This is a genomic window from Motilibacter deserti (genome assembly GCF_011250635.1).
Lineage (GTDB): Bacteria > Actinomycetota > Actinomycetes > Motilibacterales > Motilibacteraceae > Motilibacter_A > Motilibacter_A deserti.
This window is the reverse complement of sequence record NZ_JAANNP010000007.1, coordinates 51109-74384: the sequence shown is the minus strand read 5'-3', so window position 1 is coordinate 74384 and position 23276 is coordinate 51109. Positions and strand designations below refer to the sequence as shown.

Here is a 23276-nt window from a genome sequence, read left to right as displayed (position 1 = left end):
GTGCATGGCGGTCACGGACGGGCGGGGGCGGTCGCGGCGCGGCGGCCGGGCGGGCTCGGTGCTGCGTACCAAGCCGATCGAGGACGTGCTCGCGCAGACAGCCGGCGAAGGTGACGAGCAGTCGCGCGGCCGGCTGCGCAAGAGCCTCGGGCCGTGGGACCTCATGGGGTTCGGCATCGGGATCGTGATCGGGACCGGCATCTTCACGCTGACCGGGGTCCAGGCCCGGGAGAACGCCGGCCCCGCCATCACGATCTCGTTCGCGCTCGCCGGGGTGGTGAGCATGCTGGCCGCGCTCTGCTACGCCGAGCTCTCCTCCAGCGTCCCGACGGCCGGAAGCGCCTACACGTACTCCTACGCGACCATGGGCGAGATCTTCGCGTGGATCGTGGGCTGGGACCTCGTCCTGGAGTTCGCGCTCGGGGCCGCGACGGTCGCGCGCGGCTGGTCGGACTACCTCGCCCGGCTGCTCGACCTTCCCACCGGCCTCTTCACCGAAGAGGCACCCGTGAACGTCGGTGCCGTGGCGATCACGCTCGTCCTCGGCGCGGTGGCGTACCTCGGCATCCGCGAGTCCGCCCGCGTGACCAACACGCTCGTCGTGGTCAAGGTCGCGATCTGCGTCTTCGTCGTCATCGCCGGCGCGTTCTACGTCACCAAGGCAAACCTCACGCCCTTCGTGCCCCCGTCGCAGCCCCCGTCCGACGACGAGTCCGGACTGGCCCGGCCGCTCGTGCAGACGCTGTTCGGGCTCGAGCCCTCGGTCTACGGCATCGGCGGCGTGCTCGCGGCGATGGCCGTCGTGTTCTTCGCGTTCACCGGCTTCGAGGCGGTCGCGAACCTCGGCGAGGAGACACGGCGGCCGCAGCGCGACCTGCCGCTCGGCCTCTTCGGCACGCTCGGCGTCTGCGCCCTGCTCTACGTCGCGGTGTCGTTCGTGATCACCGGCATGGTGGACTACCGGGAGATCGACACCGGCGCCCCCATCGCCTCCGCCTTCGACGCCGTCGGCCTCGGCTGGGCCTCGGACCTGGTGTCGGTCGCCGCGGTCGCCGGGCTGACGACGGTCATCCTGGTCGACATCACCGCGATGGGGCGGATCACGTTCGCGATGAGCCGGGACGGGCTGCTCCCGCGCGCCGTCGCCGCCGTGCATCCGCGCTTCGGCACGCCGTACCGGATCACGGTCGTGGTGACCGTGGCCGTCGCGCTGCTGGCCGGGCTGGTGCCGCTCGAGACGCTCGCCGACCTGGTCAGCATCGGGACGCTCTTCGCTTTCGTGCTCGTCTCGATCGCCGTGCCCGTGCTGCGGGTGACCCGGCGCGACCTCGAGCGGCCGTTCCGGGTGCCGCTCTCGCCGGTGCTGCCCGTGCTGTCGGCTTTCGCCTGCCTCTACCTCATGGCCAACCTCTCGGTGGAGACGTGGCTGCGGTTCCTCGCGTGGCTCGCCCTCGGGCTCGTGGTCTACCTGGCGTACGGGCGCCGGCAGGCCCGGCTTGCGCGGGGCGTTTGACGGGTCGCGCTGGGCCGGCTGACGGGTCGCGCGGGCCCGGCTGACGCTCTCGTACGGGCCGGCTGGCGGCTTCGCGTAACGCGCAACGACGTCGGGCTCCGCCAGCACACCACCGGGAAGTGGCGGCTGACGGAGCCCGTGGGTCGTTCCGGGCGGGGCGAGGAAGCCCCACCGGCAGGAGCTACTTGGCGGCGTCCTTGGCGGTCGGCGCCTGCGCGACGACGTCGACCACCGCGACGACGCCGGGCGAGGCCTGCTGGCCGGTCGACTGGTTCGCCTTGGTCTCGGGGATCTGGAGCAGGACGCGGCTGCCGACCGGCACCCCGACGAGCTCGTCGAACGGGCCGGGCTGGCCCTCGACCGCGACCGGGATGGCCTGCGGAGTGGCCTCCCACGTCGAGCCGAGCGACTTGCCGGTGGCGTCCACTGCGACGTACTGGGCGATGACCTGGCCGGACTTCACGGCCTCGCCGGTGCCCTTCGCGAGCACGGCCGTCGACTCCTTGGCCGGCGACTTGTAGCCCTTGGGCACGGTGACCTTCGGCGCTGCGCCGAGCTCGCCGCCGACGGTGATGCCGTTCGACGGCTCGTCACCGGCGGTCGCGTCCTTCTGGGCGCCCGCCGTCTTGGAGTAGGACCCCACGACGTCGACGACGAACACGAGCGTGTCGGTGCCCTTGATCCCGGCCTGCTCGTTGCCCTGCGCGCCGTAGCCCTTGTCCGGCGGGAGGCTCATGAGGACGCGGCTGCCGGCCTTGACCCCCACGAGCGTCTCGTCCCAGCCGGTGACGACCTGGCCGACGCCGATCGGGAACGCAGCCACCTGGCCGCGGTCGTAGGAGTTGTCGAAGACCTTGCCGCCCCAGATCTGACCCAGGTAGTCGGCGACGAGCAGGTCCCCGCTCTGCACCTCCGGGCCGTCACCCTCGTCGAGGATCTCCTTCTGCAGGGCCTTGGGGGCCGCCCCGTTGAAGGTGAGGGTCGGCTTCTCTCCGTAGGCGCCCTCGACCGACGGCAGGCCGCCCTCGGCCGCGGAGGCGGACGACGACGCGGACGCGTCCGGGCTGTCGCCGCCGTCGTCGCCGCAGCCGGCGAGCAGCAGGGACGCGGACAGGGCGAGCACGGGCAGCACTGCCAGACGGCGCACAGCAACCTCAAGATCGTTGACAACCGGGAGCGCGGCCGGCGCGAGCGGGCCGTAGAGGCCTGCTGCGCGGTGCCGCAACACCACCCTACGCGCCAAAGCTGAGCAGTCCCGGAGAAACCGTAGTCGCCCCATCTGCCCATCCCCGTGACGAGCTGGTCACGGATGCGGAACGCTGCCGAAACCAGGACGGGCGACGGTGCGGGGGCAGGCACCGCCGACGGCCCCTCGGGGCCGCCGCCGGAGCCGCGCGCCCCCCGACGCTCTCGAGCGAAGCACGGCTGAGACGAAAGGCGACCCCGTTGGCAATCGTTCCGCCCACCGACGCGGAGCTCGACACGTTGATCAAGGCCCGGCTGGCCCTGATCGGCATCGACCTCTCGCAGCTGCACCCCACCCAGACCGACCCGGTCACCGGGTCCCCCTCGCAGGCGTCGATCCTCTCCTCGCTGCGCAGCTTCCTGCGCGGGACCGTGCCGCCCATCTCCAACTGGCTGCCTGCCTCCGGCGTCACCGGGGCCGACTCGGACCGGGTCGTCCAGCAGGCCGCTCCCCCGGCCGAATACCCCTCGATCCTCAAGGCGTGGACCGGACAGGTGACCGACTGATGCGCGACGAGAACGGCTACCTCGACAAGGGCCTCGCCCGGCGTACGTTCCTGGCCCGCTCGCTCGCCGTGACCGCCGCGGCGTCGGCGGGGCAGCTCGCGTGGGGCCCGACGGCGGCCGAGGCCGCCACCTCGGTGAAGTACCGGACGCCGAGGTCCGCGCCGCTGGCGACGTTCCGCGCCGACGCGTGGGTCGCCCCGCGGCCCGAGGCGCTCGCCGACCCGACCGAGCTCACCATCGCCGAGGCGGCGTACCAGATCAAGAACGGCAAGCTCACGCCCGTCGGGCTGGTCGAGGCCTACCTCGCCCGCATCAACGCGTTCGAGTCGGTCTACAAGGCCTTCAACACGCTGCGCACCGACCATGTGCTCGCCGAGGCCCGCGCCCTGACCGGCGGCGCGAGCGCGAAGACGCCGCTCTACGGCATCCCGCTCGCGATCAAGGACAACTACTTCACCAAGGGCACGCTGACCACGGCGAACTCCTACATCTTCGCCGACTTCGTGCCGCCGTTCGACGCCACGGCCGTGGCCCGGCTCAAGCTCGCCGGCGGCCTCGTGCTCGGCAAGATGCAGATGGGCCCGCTCGCGACCACCCGCGCGACCACGCCGAACGGCACGGTCACCACGGTCAACGCGTGGACGCCCAACGACCCGTCGTACGACCCGGCCGGCTCCTCGACCGGCTCGGCCACTGCGACGGCCGGCCGGCTCGCGACCTCCTCGATCGGCACGCAGACCGGCGGCTCGATCATCGGGCCGTCCCAGCAGCAGGGCCTCACCGGCCTCAAGCCGACGATGGGCCGCATCTCGCTCTACGGCATCGTCCCCCTCACCTACACCCGCGACCACCCCGGCCCGCTCGCCCGGGACGCCAAGGACGCGGCGATCATGCTCACCGCGATGGCCGGCGAGGACCCCAACGACTTCCGTACGCAGGGGCTGCCCGATCCGCCCGACTACATCCGCGCGGCCACGCCGGTCGTGACCGGGGGCAAGCCGGCCATCCGGTCGCGGACGAAGATCGGCGTCATCCCGAACTACGTCAGCGGTGCGGACGCGGCCCTGCGCGGGCAGTTCCTCGACACGCTCAGCTCGATCCACAAGGTCGACCTGGTCGAGGTTCCGCTGCCGGCGGAGTGGAGCCTGCTGACGGACACGTTCAACGCCGTCCGGCTGCCCGAGCGGTCCGAGCCGTTCAAGCAGTTCCTCAAGAAGGACCTCAAGCAGTTCGGCGTCTCGCTCGGCAGCTGGATGCAGGGGCTGTTCCTGTCCGGCGACGAGTGGATCACCGGGCAGCGCGCGAAGTACGAGCTGCTCGAGCGCGTCATGGACACGTTCTTCGACAAGTGCGACGTCGTGCTGCAGACGAGCGTCGTGCCGTTCGACATCCTCGGCCTGCCGGAGATCACGTTCCCGATCGGCTTCGTCAACCGCAACGGCCTGCCCACGCCGCGCGGCTGCATCCTCGGCGGCAGCCCCTACGCCGAGGACCGGCTCCTCGAGGTCGCCGCGGCGTACCAGCAGGTGACCGACTTCCACCTGCGCCGCCCGGCCAACCCGGTCAGCTCGCCGGTGGCCCGCGCCGCGGTCGCCGCGCCGCTGCGCCTGACCCCGGAGCAGGCGACGGCGCTCAGCGAGTGAGCCGGTTCGCCTGAGCACCACGAAGGCCTCGCCTCCCTTCCGGGGGGCGGGGCCTTCGGCGTAGCGGGTGGCCGTGGCCCCAGCGGGCGCTCCGGCGGGTCGGGGTTGCCGGGCGTCACGCCCGGCGCTCGGCACCCGGCCCTGTTCTGGGTGAATGGCACATTCATCCCGCGAGGCCGTTGTACCGACGCGGCCTTCACCCGGCCGCCGCTTTGGCAGAATGCCGCATTCATCCGGCCCGGCCCGCGTGAATGCTCCATCCGTACGACCCCCGCTCGCGTGAATGCGCCATGCGTGCGGCCCCGGCTCGCGTGAATGCGGCATTCGGCCAATAGGTTCGCCACGATGTCACATTCATGCAGCACCGGTTCGGCTGAATGCGGCATTCTGCCAACCACGGCGAGCGGCGGCCGCGCCGGGCGCAACGTCGCAGCGGCGAAGCGTCGCAGCCGCGGAGCATCGCGCCGGCGAAGCGTCGCAGCCGCGGAGCGTCGCGCCGGCGGAGGCTCGCAGTGGGGCGGAGCGTGGTGCTTGGGGTACGCCGGGTCAGGCCGGGCGCACGGCCGCGGCGCCAACGCCCTGCCGCCAGCCGGGCCACGGGGCGAGCGCCCGCACGGGGGCGAGCACGGGGTCGACGTCGAGCGCCGCCAGGTCGTCCCAGCCCAGCGCGACGGCGTAGACGACCGCGTCGAACGCGCGGCTCGGCTCACCGGCGGCCGCCCACGCGCGGGCGGTGGCGTGGGCCAGCACGGCGCCCGGCGACCCGGCCAGGGCCGCCTGCCCGGCCCGCGCGCCCGCGGCCGCCGCACCGCTGCGTGCTGCGATCGACACCGCCCAGGCGAGGACGTCCGGCGGCACCCCGCCCTCGGCGCCCAGCCGGCCGACGCCGTCCCAGTCCCGCTGCGACGCGCGCAGCACGACCAGGCTGGACCGCGCCAGCGGGTCCGGCCGGCTTCCGGCCACACGCTCGAGCTGCGCGGCCGCCGGCACCCCGCCTCCCTCGGCGACGTCGACGAGCGCGGCCACGACCGGATCGACCCGGCCCTCCTGCATCGCCGCACGGGCGGCGTCGAGCCTGCCGGCGAGGACGGCGCGCAGCACCGCGTACGACCGGGACTGCTGCGCCTGCGGGTTGCGCCCGCTGGTGACCAGAGTGATGACGTTCATCGCGGCGAGCAGCCCGAAGACCGCGGCGGACCACGCCGCGTCCCGCTGCCAGAAGAAGAAGGCAGCGGCGCCGGCGATGACGACGGACAGCGCGGCCGCCACGCGGGTGCGCGTCTCCTCGTCGCCCGGCAGCGAGGAGACCAGGACCTGCCCGCCGTCGAACGGCAGCACCGGCAGGAGGTTCAGCACGGCCCAGCCGATGGTGACGACGAGCAGCGCGTTCAGCACGCTGCTCGCGGTCGAGTGCGGGTCCATGCCCGTCCCGAAGCGCAGCGCGAGCAGCGGCACGCCGAGGAGCAGGCCGGTGAGCGGTCCGGCGACCGCGATCCAGATGCGCTGCAGCCGGCTCTCCGGCGCCGGCGCGAAGGTCGTGAGGCCGCCGAACGCCGTCAGCTCCATCCGGACGTCGGTCGCGCCCGCCCCGCGCGCGGCCAGCGCGTGGCCGAGCTCGTGCACTGCGATCGCCGCCACGCCGCCGATCATGAAGGCGAGCAGGGCGGCGAGACCGGTCCCCTGCCCGAGCGCGAACAGCACGACGAAGATCCAGGGGCTGACGCGGAGGGGGAAGCCGAAGACGCTCATCCCCTCCATGGTGCCTGCTGCCCCGCACCGGGCGGGAGACGACGACGGCTCCCTCCCGCGAGGGGGAGGGAGCCGTTCGTCGGACAGCCGGTCTCAGGCGGTGGGCTCGACCCCGGCGGCCTCGGCCGCGTCCTTCGGCAGCTCCATTCTCACCCGCGGCGGCAGCGGGTCGGCCGGCTTGTCCTGCTGCTCCATCCGGGCGCGCAGCATCTCGCGCTTGTCCTCGAACCGGCTCGCGCTCTTGTCGGTCTTGGCCATCAGGGCCGCGAGCTCCTCGCGGGCGGCCTCACCGTCGGCGTCCAGGCCCTCGACGTCCCAGATCTTCCACGCCCGCAGCACGGGGTTGAGGACGTCGTCGTGGTGGATGCGCAGGTCGTAGATCCCCGCGAGCGCGATCTGCATCGCCTTGCGGCCGAAGTTCTCGATCGTCGACCCCGGCATCTCGAAGCCACGCACGACCTCGGTGACCGCTCGCATGGTCTGGCTGGGCGCGATCTTGAACGCGGCCTCGAGCAGGTTGCGGTAGAAGACCATGTGCAGGTTTTCGTCCGTGGAGATGCGGGCGAGCAGCTGGTCGCAGAGCGGGTCCTGGGTGAACCGGCCGGTGTTGCGGTGCGAGATGCGGGTCGCGAGCTCTTGGAAGGAGACGTAGGCGACCGAGCGCAGCAGGTCCTCCTCCTGCGCGGTCTCGTAGCCGCCGCTCATGTGCGCCATGCGCAGCCGCTCGAGCTCGATCGGGTCGACGGCGCGGGTGGCGAGCAGGTAGTCGCGCAGCGCGATGCCGTGCCGGCCCTCCTCGGCGGTCCAGCGGTGGACCCACGTGCCCCAGGCGCCGTCACGGCCGAAGACGTTCGCGATCTCGTAGTGGTAGCTCGGGAGGTTGTCCTCGGTGAGCAGGTTGACCACGAGCGAGGTCTGGCCGACCTCGGAGATGCGCGACTGGGAAGGGTCCCAGGCCTCGCCGCCGAGGACGCCGTCGAAGTCGCGGCCCTCGCTCCACGGGATGTACTCGTGGGGGAACCACTCCTTGGCGACCTTCAGGTGGCGCTCGAGGTTCTCCTCGACGACGGGCTCGAGCTCGTGCAGCAGCTCCAGCTGGGTCGGGCGGCGAGCGGACATCGCACCTCCAGGTCGGTCTTCCTACGGCTACGTTACCGTAGGTTTCTGGGGCGACAACAGGACCGAGGCCACGGCGTCCCGCGACACGGAAGCAGGGCTTCCCGCTCCGCGACGACGTACCCCGCTCAGCTGTCCGCGAGACGTGCCGGGAACCCACCGGTCGCGATCGGCCCCCACCGCTCGATGTGCACCCGGAGCAAGGACTTGCCCTGGCGCTCCATGGCGGCGCGGTAGTCGTCCCAGTCCGGGTGCTCGCCGGCCAGCGCGCGGTAGTAGTCGACGAGCGCCTCCAGCGCCTCGGGCATGTGGAGGACCTCGGCCCGGCCGTCGACCTGTACCCAGGGGCCGTTCCAGTCGTCGGACAGCACGCAGACCGACACCCGCGGGTCGCGCTCGGCGTTGCGCGTCTTGGCCCGGTCCGGATAGGTCGAGACGATGATCCGCCCCTCGCTGTCGAGCCCGCACGAGACCGGCGAGACCTGCGGCCGGCCGTCCCGCCGGGTCGTGATGACCAGGCCCTTGCGCCGCGGGCGGAGGAAGTCGAGCAACTGCTCGCGGTCGACGGTCGTGTTCGTCGCGATTGCCACGAGCGGGAGGGTACGCCGGGCGGGCCCGGCGGTGTCCGTACGCCTCGTTCCGCCCGTACGCCGCCCCGCCGACCGCCCGCCCGTTCGCCGCCGACCGCCCGCCCCGGCTCGTCACCTCCCGCCGGCTCGTCGCACACCTCCCCCCCACACCTCGGACGCCCCTACGCCCACCGCCGCTGACCCGCCCGACCCCGGCCGCTGTCGTCGAAGCGCATCGCCGGAGCCCTCGACGCGGCCCGTCCGCCCGGCGGCGCGGGCGTGCGCCGGGCCGGATAGGACCAGGTGAGGCTCTGCGCCACGGCTTCGAAGAGGTCGACGAAGGCCTCCGCCAGTGGCGGCACGGGTGTGCTGAAGGCCAGCAGCAGCAGGGCTTCGTCACTCGGGACCGGGACGAAGACGTCCAGGTTTGTCGTGCACGGCCGAGGGACGGAGGACAGGTCGACCGGCGCGGCGTCGCCGGCGAGGACGAGGTCATCACGGACCGGGAGCAGCTCGACCCGGCGCACCGCGACCGCCTCGGCCCCGCCCACCAGCAGGCGGCGCGGGACGCCGTCGCGCTGTCCCGCGACGGCTTCAACGAACTCGAGCACGTCCTCGCCCGGGGCGACCGGGACGGCCATGCGCTGCACGAGCAGCGACGCCGCGAGCGGGATCCCGCGCTCGACGCCGAGCGAGAGGTAGAGGTCGCAGGCGCCTGCGTGCGCCGCCCGCTCGACGACGCCCGTGAGCTCGCGCCGCAGCCCGCCGCGCAGGAGCGCCGCGGCGTCCTTCGGCGACCGGCGCACCTGGTGCCGGACCAGGGCCGCCACTGAGGCATGCCGGCCGTTGTCGAGCGGGATGTGCCACCACGCCGGCGGCAGGACGATGCGGTAGCCGGTCGGCCGACGGATCGCGGAGCTCACGGGGTCACCGGCCGCCGGCGCTGATCTGCGCCCGCCGCGGTCCTGACCGTGCCCCAGGCGTCCTTCCACGGGGCGGCCGATGTGGCCCACTTCTGCCGCCACCGGTCGTAGGCCTCGGTCGACACGCCGGATGCCCCGCTCCCGCCGAGCGCCCACGCGGCCGCCTTCATGCGGGCGTAGGCCTTCTCCACCTCCGAGCTCCGGTAGCTGTCGCGGAACCAGCGCGCCGCTGCGACCTGCTGGGCCGAGGCGCGGTCGAAGGTCCACAACCGCCGCCCCAGGCCCGGGCGGCTCGCCGGCTGCCCGACTCCCGCCGCGGCCACGTCGCCGGCGTGGCGCGCCCGTGCGTCGACGTCGGCGAGGATGCTCCGCGCCCGGGCGTGGGCGGCTCCCCCGGGCCGGGCGCGCTGCACCGTCCGCTCGGCCAAGGAGACCTTGGCGGCGTTGGCCGCGCGGACGCCGTCCTCGGCCCGCTCCCGGGCGACGCCCTTCGCCGCGCTGACGGAGGAGCCCCAGCCGTCGGCGAGGACGCGCGCTCCGGCGACGCCGAGGCCAGCGGTCGCGAGGTTCACGACGCCGAGGACGACGGAGAGCCCGTCACCCTCGCCCATGCCCCAGAGCAGCCCGTCGACGACGAGGCCGAGCCCGGCCAGGATCAGCAGGACGGCCGCCGGGACCGCCGCCAGAGTCGTCACCGCGACGAGCGCGAGCGCCAGGCCGGCCAGTGCCGCGACCTCTGAAGCGACCTTCATCCATGCCACCACGACGGGGTGCGCCCCGGCGAAGCGCTGGAGCCACGAGTCGCGCAGCCCGTCGTCGTGCATGGCCTGCTCGATCGCGTGCGCAGCCCGGCGGGCGGCCGCGTCGCGGCGGGCCACCGCGTCCTCGAGCATCCGCCGCGGCACGGCCAGGTCGGGCGCCTCGGCCGCCCCCGCCGCCGCCCCAGACGACGTCGCCGCAGCAGCCTCGACGTCCTGCGCAGCCCGCAGCGCGCGGAGCGAGTCGTCCTGGGCGGCGGACAGCTCGCGGGACCACGTCCGCAGCTCACCGGCCGCGGCCTCGTAGCGGCCGCGTAGGCGCTCCAGGTCCTCGGCGAGATCGGTGGCCGCCGACCGGAACTCCCGTCCGGCCTCCCCCTCCCACGTCTGCGGCGTGGCGAGCCGGCGCAGCCGCCTCGCCTGCTGCTCCAGCTCGGCCGCCATCGTCCCCATCCGGACCGCGGCGGACTCGACGGCGGCGGCGTCCCCCGGCACGGGGTCGACGAGCGCGAGCGGCGACCAGTCGCGCGGGCGCGCGGTCACTTGCGGCCGCCCGCGACGGCTCTCGCGAGCGCGTCGTCACAGGCGTCGTACTGCCGGGCGGACTGCGCCGCCATCTGCTCGACCGCCTCGACGGACGCACAGAGCTTGCGGCGGCGTACGCGCCACTCGGAAGCGAAGCGGTCCATCGTCGTCGCCAGCACCCCGGAGCCGAGCTCCCCGTGCAGCACCGTCATGTCGTCGGACGCCGACTCCAGCCCCGTGCGGATCCCGCGCAGCCTCGACGCCAGGTCGCGCAGCTCGTCCGTGTCGACCTTGAGGTCGCAGCCCACCGTTCCCCCTCCGTCTGTCGAGGCAAGGACGGTAGGCCGGACGCACGAAGGCCCGCTGTGGCTGTCCACAGCGGGCCTCGCGCGAAATCCGGTTCGTACGACCGGAGCGGTTTCGGTCAGAGCTGCACGACGCGCCCCTCGGCCGACGAGGCGCGCGCCGCCTCGAGCACCCGCAGCGTCGTCACGGCCTCGGCCGGGTCCACCGGCACCGGCCCCTCACCGCGCAGCGCCTTGCCCAGCAGCGCGTAGAACTCCTGGTACGCCCCAGCCTCCGTCGGCACGGCCGTGGTCGCGCCGTCGACCCCGAGCCGGCCCCAGGCCTCCTCCGGTTCGACGCCCCAGCCCTGCGCGTCGGGCCGGCCGCCGGCCTTCAGCGCGTCCTCCTGCGGGTCCATCCCGTGCTTCACATATCCGCCCTCGCTGCCGAGCACGCGGAAACGCGGGCCGAGCTGCGCGGTGAGAGCGCCGGCCCAGAGGTGGGAGCGGACGCCGGTCGCGTGCGTCAGCGCGACGAAGACGTCATCGTCCACCACCACGGTGGTGCGTCTCACGTCGACCTCGGCGTAGACCGAGGTCGCTGGCCCGAACAGGTGGAGCGCCTGGTCGATCAGGTGGCTGCCGAGGTCGTAGAGGAGCCCACCGGCCTCCTCCGGCGACCCGCTCTCGCGCCAGCCCGCCTTCGGCTCCGGGCGCCACCGCTCGAAGCGGGACTCGAAGCGGTGCACGCGCCCGAGGGCCCCGTCGGCGAGCAGCCGCCGCACGGTCAGCAGGTCCGCGTCCCAGCGACGGTTCTGGAAGACCGTCAGCAGGACAGCGCGCTCGGCCGCGAGGTCGACCAGCCGCTGCCCCTCGTCCGCCGTGACCGCGAGCGGCTTGTCCACGACCACCGGCAGGCCCGCCTCGATGGCCGCCGCCGCGAGCGGGGCGTGCGAGCGGTTGGGGGTGGCGACGACGACGGCGTCGTAGGCCTCGGGCTGCGCCCACACCTCGTCCGCCGACGCGAGCACGCGTACGCCGGGGATGTCGCCCCGGGCCTGCTCGGCCCGCTCGGGGTTCGACGTGACGACGGCGGCGACCCGGAGCCCGGGCACCGACTCGATGACGGGAGCGTGGAAGGTCGAGCCGGCGAGGCCGTAGCCCAGCACGACGACGCGGAGGTTCTCAGTCACCCCGTCATCCTCCCCCTGCGACGGGCCCGGCCCGCGCCGGGGTTGCGCGGGCTCGTGCGCCGTGCCGGGCCCACTTCCTCCGGGATGTGCGCGGTCGTGCCGGGGGCGGCCGGCGCGAGGTGGTGTCGAAGGCAAGGAAGTGGCGGTTCCACGCCTGCGGTGTATCTCCGGGCGGACGTCCCGCTCTGGAGAGTCAGACGCATACGGGGCGGCGCCGGACGGAGCCGCGCCTCGCGTCACGCGCAGACGAAGCGCCCCCGACGCCGCCATCCGCGGCACCCTCACCTATCTCGAAGGGGATCCACAGCCATGCTCGGAAACACCCTCCGCAAGACCGCGTCGCTCGCCGCTGCCGCCGCCGTCGCGACCGGTGGCCTCGTCGCCCTCTCGTCCCCCGCGGAGGCGGCCACCACGTACAAGATCAAGATCTACAACCTGTGGTGCGAGTCGACCGAGGACTGGACCGGCGCGGACGAGCCCTACATCACGGTCAACGGCAGCAAGGTGTGGAGCGGCAGCCTGAACGACCGACAGGGCGTGACCATCAACGTGACGAAGTCCTCGAGCAACACGACCCGGGTCAAGCTCTACGACGCGGACGCCGGCTTCTTCGACAACGACGACTTCCTCGGCGAGTTCGCGGTCAACCTCGACCACGCGGGCCAGGGCCTGCAGGAGGCGCACTTCGCCGCATGGACAGCGGACTACACGATGTACTACGAGGTCGTTCGCTGAAGCTGAAGGTGCACATCACACTTCAGCGAAACTGAGAACGCACGATGCCCCCGCACGCCATGGAGTGCGGGGGCATCGTGTCCTGTCAGAGCACGCGGCCGGCGGCCCAGCTCGACGCGGTGATGCGGGTCAGCGCGACGCCCTGCCCCGGCTGACGCGCGTGCCAGATGCGGCCGTGGCCGGCGTAGACCGCGACGTGGTAGACGCGCGAGCCGTGCTTGAAGAAAACGAGGTCGCCCGGCTTCATCGCCGACTTGTTGATCTTCTTGGACGACGCGTACTGCGCGGCTGAGGTGCGCGGGAGCGACTTGCCGGCGCGCTTCATGACGAAGCCGACGTAGCCCGAGCAGTCGAAGGCGCGCGGGCCGGTGGCGCCGTAGCGGTACGGACGGCCGCGCAGCTTGGCGGCGGTCGACAGGACCGTCTTCACCCTCGCGGCGCGCAGGGCGGCTGCGCGCGCGGCGGGGGCCTTGGCCGAGCGGGTGACCGGCTTCGCCGCCGGAGAGGCGTCGGCCGAGGTGGTGGCGGCAGCCGACGCGGGCGCGGCCGGCGCGACGAGGAGCGCACCGAGCAGCGCCAGCAGCAACGCGGCGGAGCGGAGCGAGAAGCGGGCAGCGGAGGACACGGCAGCGCGGCACGCAAGAGCGCGCGCGCCGCCGGTGGCGGCGTACGACAAGAGAAAGAGCCCTTCCAGCACGCCTGCGAAGTGAGCTGTCGGGTTCGGGACCGGAAGTGCCCCGGCCGCTGCTGCGGCTTCACCCCGAGCCGGCACTGGTGGTGCTGTCCGGCGATCTCGCGAAGGAGTGGGTCCCCCGCTCCTGCCCCACGTGGGAGTCGACGTCTGCGCACCGGCGGGGCAGGACTCGGCGTTGCCGGCGCGTGGACGGCCTTGCGACCGTCAATCTCTGCCTCGTCACGGTATGCGACGCACCTGAGCCGGGGCCTAGTCTCGGTGCTGTGCGTCCTGTCACCCTCTCAGCGCATCCTCAGCCGAGCCTGCTACTTCTAGACCGATGAAGGTGCTGGTCGTCGAGGACGAGCCCGCGGTGCGCGACGCGCTCGCGCGCAGCCTGCGGTTCGAGGGCTATGACGTGGAGACCGCCGGTGACGGCGCCGCGGCGCTCGAGCTGCTCGAGTCCTCCCCCGCCGACGCCGTCGTGCTCGACGTGATGATGCCGCGCATGGACGGCCTCGAGGCCTGCCGCCGGCTGCGCGCGGCCGGGGACACGACGCCCGTGCTGATGCTCACGGCACGCGACGGCGTGGGCGACCGGGTCGCCGGGCTCGACGCGGGGGCCGACGACTACCTGCTCAAGCCCTTCGCGCTCGAGGAGCTGCTCGCCCGGGTCCGCGCGCTGCTGCGCCGGGCGCGCCTGTCGGCCCCCGACGACGCCCGGCACGAGGACGACGTCCTGCGGTTCGGCGACCTGTCCATGGACCCGGTCTCCTACGAGGTACGCCGCGGCGCGCGCCTGCTCGAGCTGACCCGGACCGAGTTCTCGCTCCTCGAGGTCTTCCTGCGCCACCCGCGCCAGGTGCTCACCCGCACGGTCCTCCTCGAGCGGGTCTGGGGCTACGACTTCGGCACCACCTCCAACAGCCTCGAGGTCTACGTGGGCTACCTGCGTCGCAAGCTCGAGGCCGACGGTGAGCCGCGCGTCCTACAGACCGTGCGCGGCGTGGGCTACGCCCTGCGCGACCCGAGCCCCGGGGCGAGCTCGGGGTGACGGGGCGGTCGCTCGGCCGGCGGGGCCTGGCGGCGCTCCTGCCCCCGCGCCTGCGCAGCCGGGCCGCGCGATGGCGCCATCCCGGGCTGCGCGCCCGCCTCGCCGGCATCGTCGCCCTCGTGGTCGCCGGCGCCGTGCTGCTGGTCTCGACCGTGGCATGGCTCACGGTGCGGGCCGAGCTGCGCAGCGAGACCGACGAGACGCTGCGCGAGCAGGTCGAGTCCGAGGCGCGCTTCGCCGCGGTCGTCGGCGGCAACCGCCCGCCGGGCCGCAGCTTCGGCCGGGGCGGCGGGCCGCCTCCTGGCGCGTTCAACCAGGCGGCCGCGCAGAACATCCAGTACATCGACGCCGCGGGACGGCGCGCGGCCTTCCAGCGCAACGGGAGCCTGACGCTGCCCGTCACCGCTGCGGACATCGAGGTGGCCCGGACGGGCGAGGGCATGGTGCTGCGCGACGCCACGGTCGACGGCTCGCACGTCCGGATCATCACGGCGCCCGCGACGCTGCGGACCGGCCGCGGCGCGGTGCAGGTCGCCCGCTCGCTGGACGAGGTCTACGGCACCCTGCGCTCGCTCGCCCTGCTCCTCGGGCTCTTCTCGCTGCTCGGCATCGCCGCCGCCGCCTTCGCCGGCCGCGCCGTGGCCTCCGCCGGGCTGGGCCCGGTGCGGCGCGTCACGGCGGCCGCCGAGCACGTCGCCGCGACCCGGGACCTGCGCGCGGCGATCCCCGTCAGCGGGGACGACGAGGTCGCCCGGCTCGCCCGCAGCGTCAACGCCATGCTCGCGGCGCTCGAGAGCGCGCGGCTGCAGCAGCGGCGGCTGGTGGAGGACGCCGGGCACGAGCTGCGTACGCCGTTGACGAGCCTGCGCGCCAACGTCGAGCTGCTCGCCCGGGCCGAGGAGCGCGGGCCGCAGGCCCTTCCGGCGGCGGACCGCAAGGCGATGCTCGCCGACCTGGGCGAGCAGGCGGTCGAGCTGACGACGCTCGTGAACGAGCTGGTCGCGCTCGCGCGCGAGGACGCCGGGCAGGAGGCACCCCGGCACCTGCGTCTCGACGAGCTCGTCGGGCGCTGCGTGGCGCGGGCGAAGCGGCACGCGCCCGACGCGACGATCTCGGTCGAGGCCGAGCCCCTGCTGGTCCAGGGCCGGCAGACCGGCCTCATCCGCGCGGTCAACAACCTGATCGACAACGCGGTCAAGTTCAGCGCCCCGGCCCCCGCGGTGCTGCAGGTCTGCGTCCGACGGGCGGAGACGGACCCGCGGCTGGCCGAGGTCGCGGTGGCGGACCGCGGCCGCGGCATCGACCCGGCCGACCGCGAACGCGTCTTCGAGCGGTTCTACCGGGCGACCGAGGCCCGCGCCGTGCCGGGCAGCGGCCTCGGCCTCGCCATCGTGGCCCAGGTCGCGGCCGAGCACGGCGGCTCGGCGAGCCTCGAGCCGCGCATCGGGGGCGGTACGGTCGCCCGGCTGCGGCTGCGCCTGCCCGAGCCGGCCTCCGGCGCCGGCCCGGCCGGCCCCGGCGGGGCCGAGGTCCTCGACCTCGCCTGACGGGGCCCGGGTGCGGCCGGCCGCTACGCCCCGGCCGGTAGAGGCGCAGAGCGGCAGCCGTCGCGATTTTCCGCAGGCGCGCGACGCGCCGTAGACTGACAAGTCGTGCCCAGTGCGACCGCCAACCTCGCCCGCCGCGACGACCTCCGGAACGTCGCGATCATCGCCCACGTCGACCACGGGAAGACGACGCTCGTCGACGCCATGCTCCGGCAGTCGGGCGCCTTCTCCGCTCACGCCGAGGCCACCGACCGGGTCATGGACTCGATGGACCTCGAGCGCGAGAAGGGCATCACGATCCTGGCCAAGAACACCGCCGTGAAGCACACGGTCAACGGCCAGGAGCTCACGATCAACATCATCGACACCCCCGGCCACGCCGACTTCGGCGGTGAGGTCGAGCGCGGCCTGTCGATGGTCGACGCCGTCGTGCTGCTCGTCGACGCGTCCGAGGGGCCGCTCCCCCAGACCCGCTTCGTGCTCCGCAAGGCCCTGCAGAAGCGCATGCCGGTCGTGCTCGTCATCAACAAGGTCGACCGCCCCGACGCCCGCATCGGCGAGGTGGTCGACGAGACGTACGAGCTCTTCCTCGACCTCGACGCCGACGAGGACCAGATCGACTTCCCGATCGTCTACGCCTCGGCGAAGAACGGCCGCGCCTCGCTCAACCGGCCGGAGAACGGCGGGCTGCCCGACTCGGACAACCTCGAGCCGCTCTTCCAGGTGCTGCTGGACTCGGTGCCGGCGCCGGCGTACGACCCGGAGGCGCCGCTGCAGGCGCACGTCACCAACCTCGACGCGTCGCCGTTCCTCGGCCGCCTCGCGCTCTGCCGCATCTTCGCCGGCGAGATCCGCAAGGGCCAGCAGGTCGCGTGGTGCAAGCACGACGGCTCCATCGAGCGGGTCAAGGTCACCGAGCTGCTCATCACCGAGGGCCTCGAGCGCGTGTCCGGCGAGAAGGCCGGCCCCGGCGACATCATCGCCATCGCCGGCATCCCGGAGATCACGATCGGCGAGACGCTCGCCGACCCCGAGGACCCGCGCCCGCTGCCGCTCATCACGGTCGACGAGCCGGCCATCTCGATGACGATCGGCACCAACACCTCGCCGCTGGCCGGCCGCGAGCGCGGCAACAAGGTCACCGCCCGCCTCGTCAAGGACCGGCTCGACCGCGAGCTCGTCGGCAACGTGTCGATGCGCGTGCTGCCGACCGAGCGCCCGGACGCCTGGGAGGTCCAGGGCCGTGGCGAGCTCGCGCTCGCGATCCTCGTCGAGCAGATGCGCCGCGAGGGCTACGAGCTCACCGTCGGCAAGCCGCAGGTGGTCACCAAGACGATCGACGGCAAGCTCCACGAGCCGGTCGAGCGGCTGACGATCGACGCACCGGACGAGTACCTCGGCGCCATCACCCAACTGCTCGCGGTCCGCAAGGGCCGCATGGAGACGATGACCAACCACGGCACCGGCTGGATCCGCATGGAGTTCCTCGTGCCGTCGCGCGGCCTCATCGGCTTCCGCACCGAGTTCCTCACCGAGACCCGCGGCACCGGCATCGCCAACGCGGTGTTCGAGGGCTACGAGCCGTGGGCGGGCGAGCTGCGTACGCGCCCGACCGGCTCGCTCGTCGCGGACCGCGCGGGCGTTGCGACCCCGTTCGCGATGTTCAACCTGCAGGAGCGAGGCACGATGTTCGTCGAGCCGACGACCGAGGTCTACGAGGGCATGATCGTGGGTGAGAACTCCCGTGACGACGACATGGACGTCAACATCACCAAGGAGAAGAAGCTCACCAACATGCGCTCCTCGACCGGTGACGAGCTCGTCCGCCTCGTGCCGCCGCGCAAGCTCAGCCTCGAGCAGTCGCTGGAGTTCTGCCGCGAGGACGAGTGCGTCGAGGTGACGCCGACCGCCGTGCGCATCCGCAAGGTGATCCTCGACGCGACGACGCGCGGCCGCAACCGCGGGCGCCAGTCGAAGGCGAACGCCTGATTTCTCGCTCCGGCCTCGCGGCAGCGAGTGCCTGAGTCAAGCATCACCCGCGCGTGCAGGCCGTCGTCCTCAGTTGGGACGGCGGCCTGCCGACTTGCAGGCGTGGACAGCTCCTTCCTTCCGCCCGACCTGTCGGCGGCCGAGGTGACAGGGCTGGGCCGCGCCCGTGCCCTCGAGCTGCTCGGCGCCTACACGGTCGCCCTCGACCCCTACGCCCGCGAGTCCACGCTCCGCCGCGTCACCGACGACATCACCGGTGACCCGCGCGGCACGCTGGCCTTCGTCCGCGCGCTCGTCGAGTACGCCGCGACGCTGGCCGAGGCGGCGGCGGCCGCCTCCTGCAAGGACGGCGACATCGAGGCGTCCGACTTCGTGCGCACGCTCGCCCGCGTGGACCTCACCGTCCCCCGCGGCGACGGCCCCTGCGCCTCTCGCTAGCGCGCCGGCCAGACGAGCCATGACGAGGCCATGACGACGAACGGGCCCGCCCCCCTGCTGGGGAGCGGGCCCGTCGTCGGTCCTGCGCTGGTTCGCCCAGCGCCGGGTCAGCGGCTGGTCGTGATGAGGACCGGCGAGTTGCCGATCGTCACGGCCTGGCCGGCCTTGCGCGCCGCCTTCTTGCCCTGCAGGTCGAAGACGGCCGTGGTGGCCGCGGGGGCCTTGAAACGGACGTTCTTGCGCGGGGTGTCGGTCCACTTGACGTAGCCGAAGCCCTTGCCGCGCTTGAGCGTGCAGGTGTAGACCCCGGCCTTGTCGCGGGCGCACTTGTCCAGCGGGCTGCTCATCCAGCCGCGCGTCACGCTCCAGGCGGTGCCGGCGCGGGTGATGCTGACCTTGCCGGCCGCGTTGGCCGTCAGCTCGATGCCGAGCACGTTGGGCGAGACGTCCCAGGCGTACCAGAAGAGCTTGGCGATGCCGTTCGCCCGGGCGAGCATCAGCATCCGCGAGACGTACGCCGCCTGGTACTCGGGGGCGATGACCTCGGCCTTGTTCTGCGACCCGCCGACGGCGCCGCCGAAGCTGACCTCGGTCACCCAGATCGGCTTGGTGCCCAGCTTGTTGGCGGTGAGGTTCTTGCGGACCGTCGCCAGCTGGGTCATGGTCGACTCCGGCGTCTTGCCGGGGTTCGGGTAGAGGTGCAGGCCGATGACGTCGGCGAAGCGGGCGTTCTTCTGGGCGTAGTACTGCCGGATCCAGGAGATCTGGGCCGGGCGGCGGCTGATGAGGCCGGGGCTGACCAGGACCGCGCCGGGGTACTTCGCGACCTTGACCTTCCGCGTGACCGTCTTGCCCTTGACCTTGACCTTCTTGGCCTTGATCGTCGTGGCGTGGACGACCTGGTAGGCGGCCAGGTTGAGGTCGGCCATCTCCTTGACGCTGCCGGTCCAGTAGAAGCCGCCGTTGGGCTCGTTCCAGGTCTGGAAGGAGCGGACGCCCTTCTTGTAGTAGCGGTCGACGACGTACTTGACGTAGTTCGTCCAGTACGCGGTCGAGCGCGGGGCGACGCTCGAGCCGGCCGCGACGGGCGCCTGCAGCGTGGGGTTCTTGCTCGCCCACGTCGGCGTCTGGCCGAGCACGAGCAGCGGCGCGGCCTTGCGGGACTTGGCCTGGGCGACAGCGGTGTCGAGCTTCTTGACCGCGGCGGTGTTCCAGGTGCCCTGCTGGGGCTGGAGCTCGGCCCAGGTGGTGCCGATGTCCCACAGCCGGACCGAGCCCAGCGCGGCCTTCGTCGGGTACGCAGCCCCGGCCGAGCCGGCGCTGAGGACGTGCATGCCGAAGAAGTCGGCCGGGGTCGGCTTGGGGGCGGCGGAGGCGGTCCCGCCGGCCTGGGTCAGCGTGGCCGCCACCGTGACGGCGACGGCAGCCGCGCCGAGGCGGCCGATCCGGGTAACACGCATGAGTCGAGAGGTCCTTTCGCGGGGCAGCCGACGTTCCTCACTCGGGAGGAGACGCCGGAGGCTGCGGTCCGTTCAGTGGCGGGTGGGGTGGATGTGACTCGTGTGACGACCGCGAACGCGTCGTGGTGCCGCCGGGAGTCCTCCATCCGGGTGATGCATCGTCCGGAAGCGCAACGGCCTTGAGCGCCGTGCGCGTTCCCGTCGCGCCCCAGGCTAGCCCGATCGAGCCTCACCCGTCCGGGGCAATACCGGGCATGCCCCCCGCCGGGCCCGGGTGCCCGGTTTGGCGGAATGCGGCGGCGTGGTGCACCGTTGTCACGGGTGCCGCGCTGGGGCATGACCCCGGGCTCCATCATCAGCCGCTTCGAGCGGCCGTTCGCCGAGAGGCGTCTCCCAGCGCGGTACCTCTTGCGCTCACGCCCGCAGGGCGCGCGCCTCCAGCCGCAGGTCCTCGACGAGCGCGTCGACGTCGCGCCGCTCGCGGCGGCGGGCCAGCGCCAGCCGCAGCGCCCCGGCCGCCCGCACGAGCTCGTCGGCCTGGGCCAGGGCGCCCTGGGACCCCTGTCGGCGTACGTGCGGGTCACGCTCCCGGCCGAGGAGCGCGAGCTCGGCGTCCAGCGACGCGGCCGCGACCCGGAGCCGCGCGAGCAGCGAGGCCGTGTCGCCCACGGGGCGGGAGGCGGCGTCGCAGTGGCGCAGCAGGTCGGCGGTGGCCTCGACCTCGGCGGCCAGCCGGCGGCGGGCACGGGCCACGTCGCCGCGGGGGCCGGGGGTGAGCGACTCGGCCCGCAGCCGGGCGAGGTCGGCCGCGCGTCGGCAGCGGCGGGCGGCGCGGACCGTCAGGAGGTACGACCCCCAGCCGGCGGCGCCGGCGGCCGGCGCGGCGGCGGCGAGCACGACGAGCGGCTCCATCCCGTCACGGTACTGCCTGAGCCCGGTCGGCGCGTAGCCCCCGACGCGCGCGGCGCCGCCGCCGCGCCAGCGCCGCGGACTGCCGTCCGTGCGCCTCGGCGCTCGCCCGTCCGGGCTACTCCCAGCCGAGCTCGTGCAGCCGGTCGTCGTCGATGCCGAAGTGATGGGCGACCTCGTGCACCACGGTGACCAGGACCTCCTCCACCACCTCCTCGCGAGTGGCGCACATCCGCAGCAACGGCCCACGGAACACACTGATCTTGTCGGGGAGCACGCCTGTGTACCACTCACCGCGCTCGGTCAGCGGAGTGCCTTCGTACAGCCCGAGCAGCTCCGGGTCGTCCTCCGGCGGCTCCTCCTCGACGACGACCGCGACGTTGCGCATGAGCCGGCCGAGCTCCTCCGGGATCTGGTCCAGCGCGTCGGCGACGAGCTCCTCGAACTCGGCGGGCGTGACATCGACCACAGCGGGAGCCTACGGCGCCGGGCGCCGGCTCAGGGCGGGTAGGGGACGGCGCACATGATCTCCGAGCAGCCGACCTCCGAACAGCCGCGCCCCGTCCCGCGCTCGCGCCCCCTGCGGTGGGCCGGCGCCGTTCTGCGCTCGCGGGCCGCCCGGTGGGCCGGCGTGGTCCTCGTCGCGCTGGCCGGCGGGTGGCTCGGCCTGGCGGTGGCCGGGCACGTCGACGCCCCGGTGGGCCCGGCCGAGACCCGGATGGCCGTCGCGTGGAACGACCACGGGGACGTGGACGTGCGCATCCCGCCGCTCGGCTCGATCGAGCTGGACACCCACGACGGGCCGCTCGCCGTCGACGTCGACGTGCAGCGGCTCGACGCGGACGCGGCGAGGGCCATCGTCGACGACCCCACGAAGCTGGACGCGCTCCCGGAGCAGGCCACGGCCGACGTCCGCAGCGCCCTGCTACGGCTCGTCGCCGTGACGTGCGCCGCGGCGACCGTGGGGGCCGGGCTGCTCGGCCTGCTCGTCTACCGCCGCAGGCGGCGTGCGCTGGCCTGCGCCGGGCTCGCCCTCGTGGTCATGGCCGGGTCGCTGGGCACCGCCGCCCTGACCCTGCGGTCCGACGCCATCCGTGAGCCGAAGTACTCCGGGCTGCTCGCGAGCGCGCCCGGGGTCGTCGGCAGCGCCGAGGACATCGTCGGCGACTTCGGCCGCTACAGCCAGCAGCTGGGCAAGCTGGTCGGCAACGTCTCCAAGCTGTACGCCACCACGAGCACGCTGCCGGTGCTGAGCGACGACTCGGACGACCTGCGCATCCTCGTCGTCAGCGACATCCACCTGAACCCCTCGGCGTGGAACGTCATCCGCTCCACGGTCGAGCAGTTCTCCGTCGACCTGATCATCGACGCCGGCGATCTGAGCGACCACGGCAGCAAGCTCGAGAACGCCTTCGCCCGGCCGATCGGCAACCTCGGGGTGCCGTACATCTTCGTCAAGGGCAACCACGACTCCGAGACCACCGCAGCGGCCGTGGAGCGCCAGCACAACACCAAGGTCCTCACCGGCGAGCCCTTCGAGGTGGCCGGGCTGCGCCTGCTCGGAGCCGGGGACCCCCGGTTCACCCCGGACAAGGAGACCCGCGACGACTCCGTCGGCAAGGGCGAGCTCACCGCCGAGGACCCGGTCGTCGCCCTGGGCGACCAGCTCGCGGCGACGGCCAGGGCCGCGGTCCCGCCGATCGACATCGCGGTCGTCCACGACCCGGAGACCGCCCGCCGGCTCGACGGCGCCGTGCCGCTGGTCATCGCCGGGCACGTGCACAAGCGCTCCACGGAGGTGATGGAGCAGGGCACGCGCCTCTTCGTCGAGGGCTCCACCGGTGGGGCGGGCCTGCGCGGGCTCGAGGGCGAGGAGCCCACGCCGATCGAGCTGTCGGTGCTCTACGTGGACGAGGAGACCCGGCGGCTCACCGCCTGGGACGACATCAGCCTGGGCGGGCTGGGCCTGGCGTCGGCGACGGTCGAGCGGCACGTGGCCGAGGAGGCGCAGCCGGCCGACGCCGGGCGCGGTAGCGGCGCCGGCCGGGGCTCCCCGGCGCCTGCGGGCTCGGCCGAGCCACCGCGCTGAGCCCACGGCGGGGGCGCCGCCGGAGGGTGCGCGTGGCACCTGCCCGCCGGCGTCCCGTATCGTGATGAGCGCACCCCAGCGGGTGGCCAAGGCGAAGACTTGCCCTCATCGTCTAGAGGCCCAGGACACCGCCCTTTCAAGGCGGCAGCACGGGTTCGAATCCCGTTGGGGGCACGAGCGGTATCCGTATGGAATACTTCTCCTGCACGACGGCCGCAAGGCCGAGCAAGGCCCCGTAGCGCAGTTGGTTAGCGCGCCGCCCTGTCACGGCGGAGGCCGCGGGTTCGAGTCCCGTCGGGGTCGCCTCAGGCGAAGGCCCGGCACCGGTTCCCGGTGCCGGGCCTTCGTGCGTCCGGC

General features: G+C 73.5%; 20 protein-coding genes, 2 tRNA genes, 1 pseudogene and 1 riboswitch. Of the genes and pseudogenes, 11 read left to right on the top strand and 12 right to left on the bottom strand.

What is annotated here, in order from left to right:
• Positions 1 to 4: 4 nt before the first annotated feature.
• A complete protein-coding gene (locus tag G9H71_RS12205) occupies positions 5 to 1513 on the top strand; it encodes an amino acid permease (RefSeq protein WP_166282172.1) in 1509 nt (502 codons plus the stop codon).
• Positions 1514 to 1694: 181 nt separating this feature from the next.
• Here the strand turns inward: G9H71_RS12205 and G9H71_RS12200 are convergent, their stop codons facing one another.
• On the bottom strand, positions 1695 to 2660 hold the full coding sequence (locus tag G9H71_RS12200; protein ID WP_166282170.1) for an FKBP-type peptidyl-prolyl cis-trans isomerase: 966 nt from the start codon (positions 2658 to 2660) through the stop codon (positions 1695 to 1697).
• Positions 2661 to 2959: 299 nt separating this feature from the next.
• Here G9H71_RS12200 and G9H71_RS12195 point away from each other — a divergent pair, with 299 nt between their 5' ends.
• Both G9H71_RS12195 and G9H71_RS12190 read left to right on the top strand, forming a co-directional pair.
• Positions 2960 to 3265 (top strand): hypothetical protein, encoded by a 306-nt coding sequence (locus G9H71_RS12195; protein ID WP_166282168.1) that lies wholly within the window; start codon positions 2960 to 2962, stop codon positions 3263 to 3265.
• The gene (locus G9H71_RS12190; RefSeq protein ID WP_166282166.1) at positions 3265 to 4908 is read left to right on the top strand and encodes an amidase; all 1644 of its coding nucleotides are present in this window, start codon (positions 3265 to 3267) and stop codon (positions 4906 to 4908) included. The genes G9H71_RS12195 and G9H71_RS12190 overlap by 1 nt, the downstream gene beginning before the upstream one ends.
• Before the next feature lie 546 nt (positions 4909 to 5454).
• Here the strand turns inward: G9H71_RS12190 and G9H71_RS12185 are convergent.
• The 7 genes and pseudogenes from G9H71_RS12185 to G9H71_RS12155 all read right to left on the bottom strand — a co-directional run bounded on the left by G9H71_RS12185 (position 5455) and on the right by G9H71_RS12155 (position 12025).
• Positions 5455 to 6657 (bottom strand): metalloprotease, encoded by a 1203-nt coding sequence (locus G9H71_RS12185; RefSeq protein WP_166282164.1) that lies wholly within the window; start codon positions 6655 to 6657, stop codon positions 5455 to 5457.
• 195 nt (positions 6658 to 6852) lie between these two features.
• Positions 6853 to 7776: pseudogene (locus G9H71_RS12180) on the bottom strand (acyl-ACP desaturase); the annotation flags it as partial.
• A gap of 125 nt (positions 7777 to 7901) precedes the next feature.
• A complete protein-coding gene (locus G9H71_RS12175; RefSeq protein ID WP_166282161.1) occupies positions 7902 to 8363 on the bottom strand; it encodes a PPOX class F420-dependent oxidoreductase in 462 nt (153 codons plus the stop codon).
• A gap of 161 nt (positions 8364 to 8524) precedes the next feature.
• Positions 8525 to 9265 (bottom strand): hypothetical protein, encoded by a 741-nt coding sequence (locus tag G9H71_RS12170; RefSeq protein WP_166282159.1) that lies wholly within the window; start codon positions 9263 to 9265, stop codon positions 8525 to 8527.
• Positions 9262 to 10566 carry a hypothetical protein gene (locus G9H71_RS12165; RefSeq protein ID WP_166282157.1) on the bottom strand — a complete coding sequence of 435 codons (1305 nt, stop codon included), beginning with the start codon at positions 10564 to 10566 and terminating at the stop codon, positions 9262 to 9264. Before G9H71_RS12165 ends, G9H71_RS12170 begins: the two co-directional genes overlap by 4 nt.
• Positions 10563 to 10856 carry a WXG100 family type VII secretion target gene (locus G9H71_RS12160; RefSeq protein WP_166282155.1) on the bottom strand — a complete coding sequence of 98 codons (294 nt, stop codon included), beginning with the start codon at positions 10854 to 10856 and terminating at the stop codon, positions 10563 to 10565. Before G9H71_RS12160 ends, G9H71_RS12165 begins: the two co-directional genes overlap by 4 nt.
• Before the next feature lie 116 nt (positions 10857 to 10972).
• Positions 10973 to 12025, bottom strand: coding sequence for a Gfo/Idh/MocA family oxidoreductase (locus G9H71_RS12155; RefSeq protein WP_331272940.1), 1053 nt, complete (start codon positions 12023 to 12025; stop codon positions 10973 to 10975).
• A 309-nt stretch (positions 12026 to 12334) separates the two neighbouring features.
• Here G9H71_RS12155 and G9H71_RS12150 point away from each other — a divergent pair, with 309 nt between their 5' ends.
• A complete protein-coding gene (locus G9H71_RS12150) occupies positions 12335 to 12760 on the top strand; it encodes a hypothetical protein (RefSeq protein WP_166282151.1) in 426 nt (141 codons plus the stop codon).
• Between the two features lie 85 nt (positions 12761 to 12845).
• Here the strand turns inward: G9H71_RS12150 and G9H71_RS12145 are convergent, their stop codons facing one another.
• The gene (locus G9H71_RS12145) at positions 12846 to 13385 is read right to left on the bottom strand and encodes a C40 family peptidase (RefSeq protein ID WP_166282149.1); all 540 of its coding nucleotides are present in this window, start codon (positions 13383 to 13385) and stop codon (positions 12846 to 12848) included.
• 56 nt (positions 13386 to 13441) lie between these two features.
• A riboswitch (cyclic di-AMP (ydaO/yuaA leader) is annotated at positions 13442 to 13610 on the bottom strand.
• A 163-nt stretch (positions 13611 to 13773) separates the two neighbouring features.
• Between G9H71_RS12145 and G9H71_RS12140 the strand changes: the two genes are divergently transcribed.
• The 4 genes from G9H71_RS12140 to G9H71_RS12125 all read left to right on the top strand — a co-directional run bounded on the left by G9H71_RS12140 (position 13774) and on the right by G9H71_RS12125 (position 18461).
• Complete coding sequence (locus G9H71_RS12140; protein ID WP_166282147.1) at positions 13774 to 14487, top strand: response regulator transcription factor; 714 nt, start codon at positions 13774 to 13776, stop codon at positions 14485 to 14487.
• Complete coding sequence (locus G9H71_RS12135) at positions 14484 to 16034, top strand: sensor histidine kinase (RefSeq protein ID WP_166282145.1); 1551 nt, start codon at positions 14484 to 14486, stop codon at positions 16032 to 16034. Before G9H71_RS12140 ends, G9H71_RS12135 begins: the two co-directional genes overlap by 4 nt.
• Positions 16035 to 16139: 105 nt before the next feature.
• Complete coding sequence (gene typA / locus G9H71_RS12130; protein WP_166282143.1) at positions 16140 to 18023, top strand: translational GTPase TypA; 1884 nt, start codon at positions 16140 to 16142, stop codon at positions 18021 to 18023.
• A gap of 102 nt (positions 18024 to 18125) precedes the next feature.
• Positions 18126 to 18461: a hypothetical protein gene (locus tag G9H71_RS12125; protein ID WP_166282141.1), complete on the top strand. Its 336-nt coding sequence runs from the start codon at positions 18126 to 18128 to the stop codon at positions 18459 to 18461.
• Between the two features lie 107 nt (positions 18462 to 18568).
• Here the strand turns inward: G9H71_RS12125 and G9H71_RS12120 are convergent, their stop codons facing one another.
• The 3 genes from G9H71_RS12120 to G9H71_RS12110 form a co-directional block, all read right to left on the bottom strand.
• Positions 18569 to 19921, bottom strand: a complete 1353-nt coding sequence (locus G9H71_RS12120) for a glycosyl hydrolase (RefSeq protein ID WP_166282139.1) — start codon at positions 19919 to 19921, stop codon at positions 18569 to 18571.
• A gap of 414 nt (positions 19922 to 20335) precedes the next feature.
• The gene (locus G9H71_RS12115) at positions 20336 to 20833 is read right to left on the bottom strand and encodes a hypothetical protein (RefSeq protein WP_166282137.1); all 498 of its coding nucleotides are present in this window, start codon (positions 20831 to 20833) and stop codon (positions 20336 to 20338) included.
• A 115-nt stretch (positions 20834 to 20948) separates the two neighbouring features.
• Positions 20949 to 21299 (bottom strand): metallopeptidase family protein, encoded by a 351-nt coding sequence (locus G9H71_RS12110; RefSeq protein ID WP_166282135.1) that lies wholly within the window; start codon positions 21297 to 21299, stop codon positions 20949 to 20951.
• A 54-nt stretch (positions 21300 to 21353) separates the two neighbouring features.
• Between G9H71_RS12110 and G9H71_RS12105 the strand changes: the two genes are divergently transcribed.
• The 3 genes from G9H71_RS12105 to G9H71_RS12095 all read left to right on the top strand — a co-directional run bounded on the left by G9H71_RS12105 (position 21354) and on the right by G9H71_RS12095 (position 23222).
• Complete coding sequence (locus G9H71_RS12105; protein WP_166282133.1) at positions 21354 to 22919, top strand: metallophosphoesterase family protein; 1566 nt, start codon at positions 21354 to 21356, stop codon at positions 22917 to 22919.
• A 101-nt stretch (positions 22920 to 23020) separates the two neighbouring features.
• Positions 23021 to 23093: transfer RNA gene (locus tag G9H71_RS12100), tRNA-Glu, on the top strand.
• Between the two features lie 55 nt (positions 23094 to 23148).
• Positions 23149 to 23222 (top strand) — tRNA-Asp (locus G9H71_RS12095).
• Positions 23223 to 23276 lie beyond the last annotated feature (54 nt).

Bases quoted from the DNA above. Each gene is read 5' to 3' on its own strand.
- G9H71_RS12205 (WP_166282172.1), top strand. From the start codon at position 5: ATGGCGGTCACGGACGGGCGGGGGCGGTCGCGGCGCGGCGGCCGGGCG.
- G9H71_RS12190 (WP_166282166.1), top strand. From the start codon at position 3,265: ATGCGCGACGAGAACGGCTACCTCGACAAGGGCCTCGCCCGGCGTACG.
- G9H71_RS12185 (WP_166282164.1), bottom strand. From the start codon at position 6,657: ATGAGCGTCTTCGGCTTCCCCCTCCGCGTCAGCCCCTGGATCTTCGTC.
- G9H71_RS12150 (WP_166282151.1), top strand. From the start codon at position 12,335: ATGCTCGGAAACACCCTCCGCAAGACCGCGTCGCTCGCCGCTGCCGCC.
- G9H71_RS12140 (WP_166282147.1), top strand. From the start codon at position 13,774: ATGAAGGTGCTGGTCGTCGAGGACGAGCCCGCGGTGCGCGACGCGCTC.
- G9H71_RS12120 (WP_166282139.1), bottom strand. From the start codon at position 19,921: ATGCGTGTTACCCGGATCGGCCGCCTCGGCGCGGCTGCCGTCGCCGTC.
- G9H71_RS12115 (WP_166282137.1), bottom strand. From the start codon at position 20,833: ATGGAGCCGCTCGTCGTGCTCGCCGCCGCCGCGCCGGCCGCCGGCGCC.
- G9H71_RS12105 (WP_166282133.1), top strand. From the start codon at position 21,354: ATGATCTCCGAGCAGCCGACCTCCGAACAGCCGCGCCCCGTCCCGCGC.